The sequence below is a fragment of the Vibrio sp. 10N.222.46.A1 genome, assembly GCF_041473595.1.
Lineage (GTDB): Bacteria > Pseudomonadota > Gammaproteobacteria > Enterobacterales > Vibrionaceae > Vibrio > Vibrio tasmaniensis_A.
Window position 1 is genome coordinate 1 of sequence record NZ_JBFRSN010000906.1, and the last position, 5,649, is coordinate 5,649.

Here is a 5,649-nt window from a genome sequence, read left to right on the forward strand (position 1 = left end):
CAGTGCGACTCAGTGAACTGATACGTTCCAACACAACTTCTCGGTCATCCAAGCGCTTAGCACTGCGTCGAACTTGAGTATTGAAACTTTGAATCCCGAATGAGAAACGATTGAAGCCACCTTCCAGCGAACGAGCAAACATCTCGTCGCCAAATCGATTAATCCGCCCTTCTAAGGTCATTTCCACATCGTTCGCTAATGGGAAGTGTTGACGAATAGCCTTACCTAACAGCTCAACTTGTAGAGGAGATAAATCGGTGGGTGTTCCACCACCAATATAGACGGCGTGAAATAGTCCAGACTGAGCCCAAGAGGTTTTGGCTTTTTGCATTAGCTCAACCATCAGTGCATCAAAATACTCATCCACTAATTTACGGCTTGCGGCATTTTGGAAGAAATTGCAGAACGTACAACGCACGCGACAAAAAGGAATATGGATATACAAACAACGTTTATCCTGTTTCTTTCCTTCACTCAGCATCAATTCATCAAAGATTTCCAATTTCTTGCTCGGGTCGACCGGGATTGAGCTTCCCCCAGCATGTGCAGATTGCTTTTTGGCAAATGCAAAACGAAGTGGGTCTGGGCTAGAAATGCCCAGAATTGATTCATCAAACTTATGTATATCAACGCTCATATAATCTCTCTAAACACTTATATAGCAAAGCCTGGAAGACTGTTTGCTAAAACTGAGAGAATCATAAATAGACGCAAATGATAATGCAATTGATAATTGATCTTATTTAGATTCTAAGCAATAATCCGATACATATTTTAGATTTGGTGAAGGATTGAATGTGAACGTACCTAGATATGTTATTGCAGGCGGTGCATCGTTAGTGATTCATGCGGCGATGTTATTTGTCGCTCAAGAATCCAAAGTCTTTGCAATGCCTGCAGGTAGCCAATCGAACACGGTATCGATCAACTTCACTCCAAAGAGCGCTCCCTCACAAGATCAGAAAAAAACCGTTACAGAGCCAGTTGAGCCTGAGCCAATCAAGGAAACGGTCTCACACCCAGAACCTAAACCTGTCGAACCGAAAGCAGTAGAGCCAAAGCAAGCTAAACCTGCACCAAAGAAAAAAGCGATCACCAATAAACCTCAGCCCAAGAAAGTAGAGAAAAAGGTTGTGGAGAAGACAGCCGAGAAAAAGCCGATTCAAAAAAAACCGGTGACTCAACCAGAAAAGCTGGCCGACAAAAAAGTCGATAAAAATATGGACGAGTCCGCCAACCAACCTCGACAAGTTAATCAAGGCGTATCTAACCAAGAGCCGGTGTTAATCACTAGGCCCTCTTTTTCAGCTCGTCCAACACCACCAAGCTACCCACGCCAAGCAAGGCGCCGAGGCGTTGAAGGTGTCGCAACTTATGAGATCTGGTTAGATGCTGAAGGAAAACAAATTAAACAGGCATTAGTCAACTCATCAGGCGCACTAATGCTCGACAACGCTGCCTTGAAAGCCATTAAGAAATGGAAGTTCTCACCTCATACTGTAAATGGTCGAGCAATTGCTCACCGTGTGCAAATACCTGTTCGTTTTAAGTTGGATTAACCATGCAACAAATCAGTTACTTACAAGATCAACTTGGCCTAATGACATGGCCTCTTCTAATCTGTTCAGCATTAACAGCAATGATCATCGCAGAGCGTATCTTCCAAGTCATGCTAAGCATTGGGGTTGGCAAACGCGCTATTCGTCATGAACTCAATCAGATTTCACCAACCAATAGCAAAGAAATCGAAGCATTAGCACAATCTATTTCTGGTAAACGACCTCTGCTGTACAAGGGCGTGTCGATGCTGCTTGCTCACCACTCTTTCTCAAAAGGTTTACGTGAAGATGCAGCAGGGATTTGGCTACAAGAGAAACGCCACCAGCTTCATGCTGGTTTAAGACTGCTTGGCTTGATCGGCGTCATCAGTCCGCTAATTGGCCTGCTTGGCACAGTACTTGGGCTTATTGAGATGTTTAAAGGCGTTGCCGCTACAACAGGCAGCATCACACCTAATGATTTGGCAGACGGCCTTGGATTAGCAATGAGAACCACTGCTGCGGGTTTGATGATTGCGCTTCCTGCGATTTCAGGAGCACAACTACTCGGGCTATGGGCCGATCGAGTGCTAGCTCAGTTAGAACACACTCTGAATTATGTGAATGTTTGGCTAGAAGGCATGTCAATTCAAACCAGTCAGTCTGGCGACACTCAAGCTACTCCTGTCAGCAAAGCCTCTATCGGTGATGTGAGCCAAGCATGATTAAAACGCCACACTCATCTCAAACACAGAGCTTAGTTCCGGATTTAACACCCTTACTGGACATTATATTTATCGTGATGGTTTTCCTTTTGCTGACAGCATCAGTGAAGTTGGAGTCATTAGAAGTGGAGCTTCCGAGTTCTGATATTAAAAACGTTTCTGAAGTTCATAAAGATTCAATTAGCGTCAATATCTTAGATCACGAACCTTACTGGGCGATCAACGGCCAAGAGTACATCGACTGGGAAAATTTTAAGATCGCACTGTTAGAAGAAACGGGCACATCGGATAAGAAGCCAATCATCATTGGCGCCGATAAAGCAGCTAACGTAGAGAACTTAGTGAAGTTGTTGTCGTTCTTACAAGAAAACGGCATTCCAGCAACCCAACTACTCACGGAGGAAGGCTAGAACGACTCTTAAATTTTCATGAGACCTAGCACCTTTTATGAGATTGGACTCTTGATTGATAAGACCAAATAACCAAAGCCAGCTCTCTATCAATTCAAACTCAACATGCGGACAGGCTGTTCACAAAGCATCTTCGCGATTACGTTCCATCAAAAGAAAGTACAAATAAATTATTATGAAAGACTTAAAAGTGCTCAATAAATTAAAGAACAACAAACATTTACTCGCAATAGCGGCGATGGGGTTGGTACTTGCTGCGCCTATCGCCAACGCTGACGACGTAAAACAACTTAGAATCATCAGTGCTGGCAGTGCCGTTACCGAATTAGTTCTTGCTCTGGGTGCTGAAGAGCAGTTGATTGCAATTGATGTGACCAGTCGCTTACCTCAATCAAAAAAGCTGCCAAAGATTGGTTATCACAGAAACCTTTCTGCAGAAGGATTGATTGCCTTATCGCCAACCACACTGATTGGCTCAGATGAGATGGGGCCAGACAATGCCATTTCTCAATTAAAATCTGTGGGTATCGATGTCGAGATCGTTAACACCGAAGCAAACGTTGAAGGGCTACTAAAGCGAATCGACCAAATAGCTAAGATAACGCATACCGAAGATCACTCACAGCAAGTGAAAGCCGAAGTGAATCAAAAAATCGCAGCACTGAAAGCGAATCAAGTACCAAACAACGAAGCGAAGAAAGTTCTGTTCCTATTACTGCATGAAGGCCGTCCTGCAAATGTTGCTGGCGGTGAAACATCACCCAACGCGATCATTGAACTGGCTGGCGGTGTTAACCCTGCGGCTCAAAGCCTAACGTCATACAAGCCATTATCGATGGAATCACTGGTAGAAATGCAACCAGATGTGATTTTAGTCAGTGGCCGTAGCTACCAGAAAATGGGCGGCGCTGATGCCATTCTTAAATCGTTACCTATGCTAGCGGCAACGCCAGCAGGCATGAACAAGCAAATCATTACCGTAAAGGGCAGCGCTCTAGTTGGAGGGCTTGGTCTTGAAAGCCTTTCTGAAGCGAAGCGATTAAACGCACTTATCTACCCGTTATAGCTTATCTACCCGCTATAGCTTATCTACCCGCTATAGCTCAACCACCCTATTTTTACTGTTGCTTGCTCAATGCTCATCACCGCCTCGCTTTTCGCAGAGTCGTGATGAGCATTGAAGCGGATGATAGACATTGAGGCCCCTTATGTTGCTACGATCCGTCCCACTGAAAACATCGATGTTAGGCCTAGGTGCAACCCTAGTCTTCGTTGCACTGTTCTCCATTACTGTAGGGCCAATGAACATTAGTTTAGCTGACAGCGCAGCCAGCCTATTCCAACCCAGCAATGACTTAGCTCCCCACATCAATTTAGTGATTCAAGAGATCCGTTTACCGAGAACCATCTTATGTATGCTAATAGGCGCGATTCTCGCATTATGTGGTGCCGTCATGCAGGGGCTGTTTCGAAACCCGCTTGCGGAACCTGGGGTCATAGGCGTCTCTGCCGGAGCTGCATTAGGCGCGGCGTTGGCTATTGTTCTTTTCTCTGAACTTTCATTGCAATACCCTGCTTTCATGAACTTTGCGGCCGTACCTGTATTTGCCTTTTTAGGTGGCGCTTTAACCACCCTGCTAGTTTATAAGCTAGGTACGGGAAAATTCGGTACCTCGGTGACCATCATGTTATTAGCGGGTGTTGCGATCAGTGCATTGTCAGGCGCAGGTATTGGCTTCTTGAATTTCATTGCTGATGACCAAATGCTGCGTGATCTTTCGTTGTGGTCGATGGGGTCTTTGGCGGGGGCTAAGTGGTCCGGCATTTTACTTGCTGCTGTCACGCTCGTTGGGTTGTTTGTTGTTTTCTACCGCCAAGCAATGTCACTGAATGCTCTATTACTGGGCGAGTCAGAAGCGCAACACCTTGGCATCCCAGTACAGAAACTCAAGCGAAAGCTCATTCTACTGACTGCCGCAGGCGTTGGTATCACGGTTAGCTTGTCTGGCATGATTGGCTTCATCGGACTGGTTATTCCTCATTTAGGCCGCATGTTAGCGGGCCCAGATCATCGAGTCCTACTCCCATTGTCTGCGGTATTAGGCGCGTTACTATTAACAGCTGCAGACATGTTCTCTCGCGTGGCACTGGCACCAGCTGAGTTGCCAGTTGGCATTGTCACTGCAATCATCGGTGCTCCATTTTTCTTGTATCTACTATTTCAACAGAAAGGGAGAATCCTTTAATGTTTCCTGCAGCGTTAAAAGCAACCGACATCGAAGTGAAGTTTGGCAACAAAGTGATTTTAGACCGCGTTTCTATTGAGATTGAAGCAGGAAAGGTAACCACACTACTTGGACCAAACGGCGCAGGAAAAAGTACGCTGCTGAAAGCTTTATGTCAGGAGATATCGAGCACTGGTGATATTCAGTATTTTGGACACACCAAAGATAAGTGGCCTTCGCAGAAGTTGGCGAAACATTTAGCGATGCTTCCTCAACACAGTACCTTGACCTTCCCCTTTCTGGCACATGAAGTTGTTGAGCTTGGTGGTATCCCGTTGCAAGAGTCCAACAAGAAGCTCACTAGCATAGCTAGCCAGAAAATGGATGTTGCCGATGTGTCTCACCTAAGTAAAAGACTCTACCCTTCTCTATCTGGCGGTGAAAAACAGCGTGTTCACTTGGCTCGAGTACTAACCCAACTTCACTATTCTGGTGACCAATGTATCTTGATGCTTGATGAACCCACATCAGCACTGGATCTTGCCCATCAGCACAACACGTTAAAGATCGCGAGAGAGTTAGCCGACAACCACAACGCAGCGGTTATCGTAGTTTTGCATGACTTAAACCTAGCCGCTCAATACTCAGATCGATTGGTAGTTTTGAAAGAGGGAAACTTAGTTTGCGATGGCAGCCCTTGGGAAGCACTTAAGCCTTCGATGATTGAAGATGTGTACGGCTACACAAGTAT

7 protein-coding genes are annotated in these 5,649 nt (G+C 45.5%); 6 read left to right on the top strand and 1 reads right to left on the bottom strand.

Annotated features, from left to right (window positions below; translation table 11 throughout):
* Positions 1 to 637: radical SAM protein (locus tag AB4496_RS21715; RefSeq protein ID WP_372131944.1), on the bottom strand; the 637-nt coding region annotated here is incomplete at its 3' end.
* A 160-nt stretch (positions 638 to 797) separates the two neighbouring features.
* Here AB4496_RS21715 and AB4496_RS21720 point away from each other — a divergent pair.
* The 6 genes from AB4496_RS21720 to AB4496_RS21745 all read left to right on the top strand — a co-directional run.
* Positions 798 to 1,559: an energy transducer TonB gene (locus AB4496_RS21720; protein WP_009845732.1), complete on the top strand. Its 762-nt coding sequence runs from the start codon at positions 798 to 800 to the stop codon at positions 1,557 to 1,559.
* A gap of 2 nt (positions 1,560 to 1,561) precedes the next feature.
* A complete protein-coding gene (locus AB4496_RS21725; RefSeq protein ID WP_009845733.1) occupies positions 1,562 to 2,263 on the top strand; it encodes a MotA/TolQ/ExbB proton channel family protein in 702 nt (233 codons plus the stop codon).
* The gene (locus tag AB4496_RS21730) at positions 2,260 to 2,673 is read left to right on the top strand and encodes a biopolymer transporter ExbD (RefSeq protein WP_009845734.1); all 414 of its coding nucleotides are present in this window, start codon (positions 2,260 to 2,262) and stop codon (positions 2,671 to 2,673) included. Before AB4496_RS21725 ends, AB4496_RS21730 begins: the two co-directional genes overlap by 4 nt.
* Positions 2,674 to 2,848: 175 nt before the next feature.
* Positions 2,849 to 3,739 (top strand): hemin ABC transporter substrate-binding protein, encoded by an 891-nt coding sequence (locus tag AB4496_RS21735; protein ID WP_009845735.1) that lies wholly within the window; start codon positions 2,849 to 2,851, stop codon positions 3,737 to 3,739.
* 142 nt (positions 3,740 to 3,881) lie between these two features.
* Positions 3,882 to 4,919, top strand: a complete 1,038-nt coding sequence (locus AB4496_RS21740; protein ID WP_032555081.1) for an iron ABC transporter permease — start codon at positions 3,882 to 3,884, stop codon at positions 4,917 to 4,919.
* Positions 4,919 to 5,649 (top strand): heme ABC transporter ATP-binding protein (locus AB4496_RS21745; RefSeq protein ID WP_372131946.1); only part of this gene is annotated, 731 nt, incomplete at its 3' end. The genes AB4496_RS21740 and AB4496_RS21745, both read left to right, overlap by 1 nt.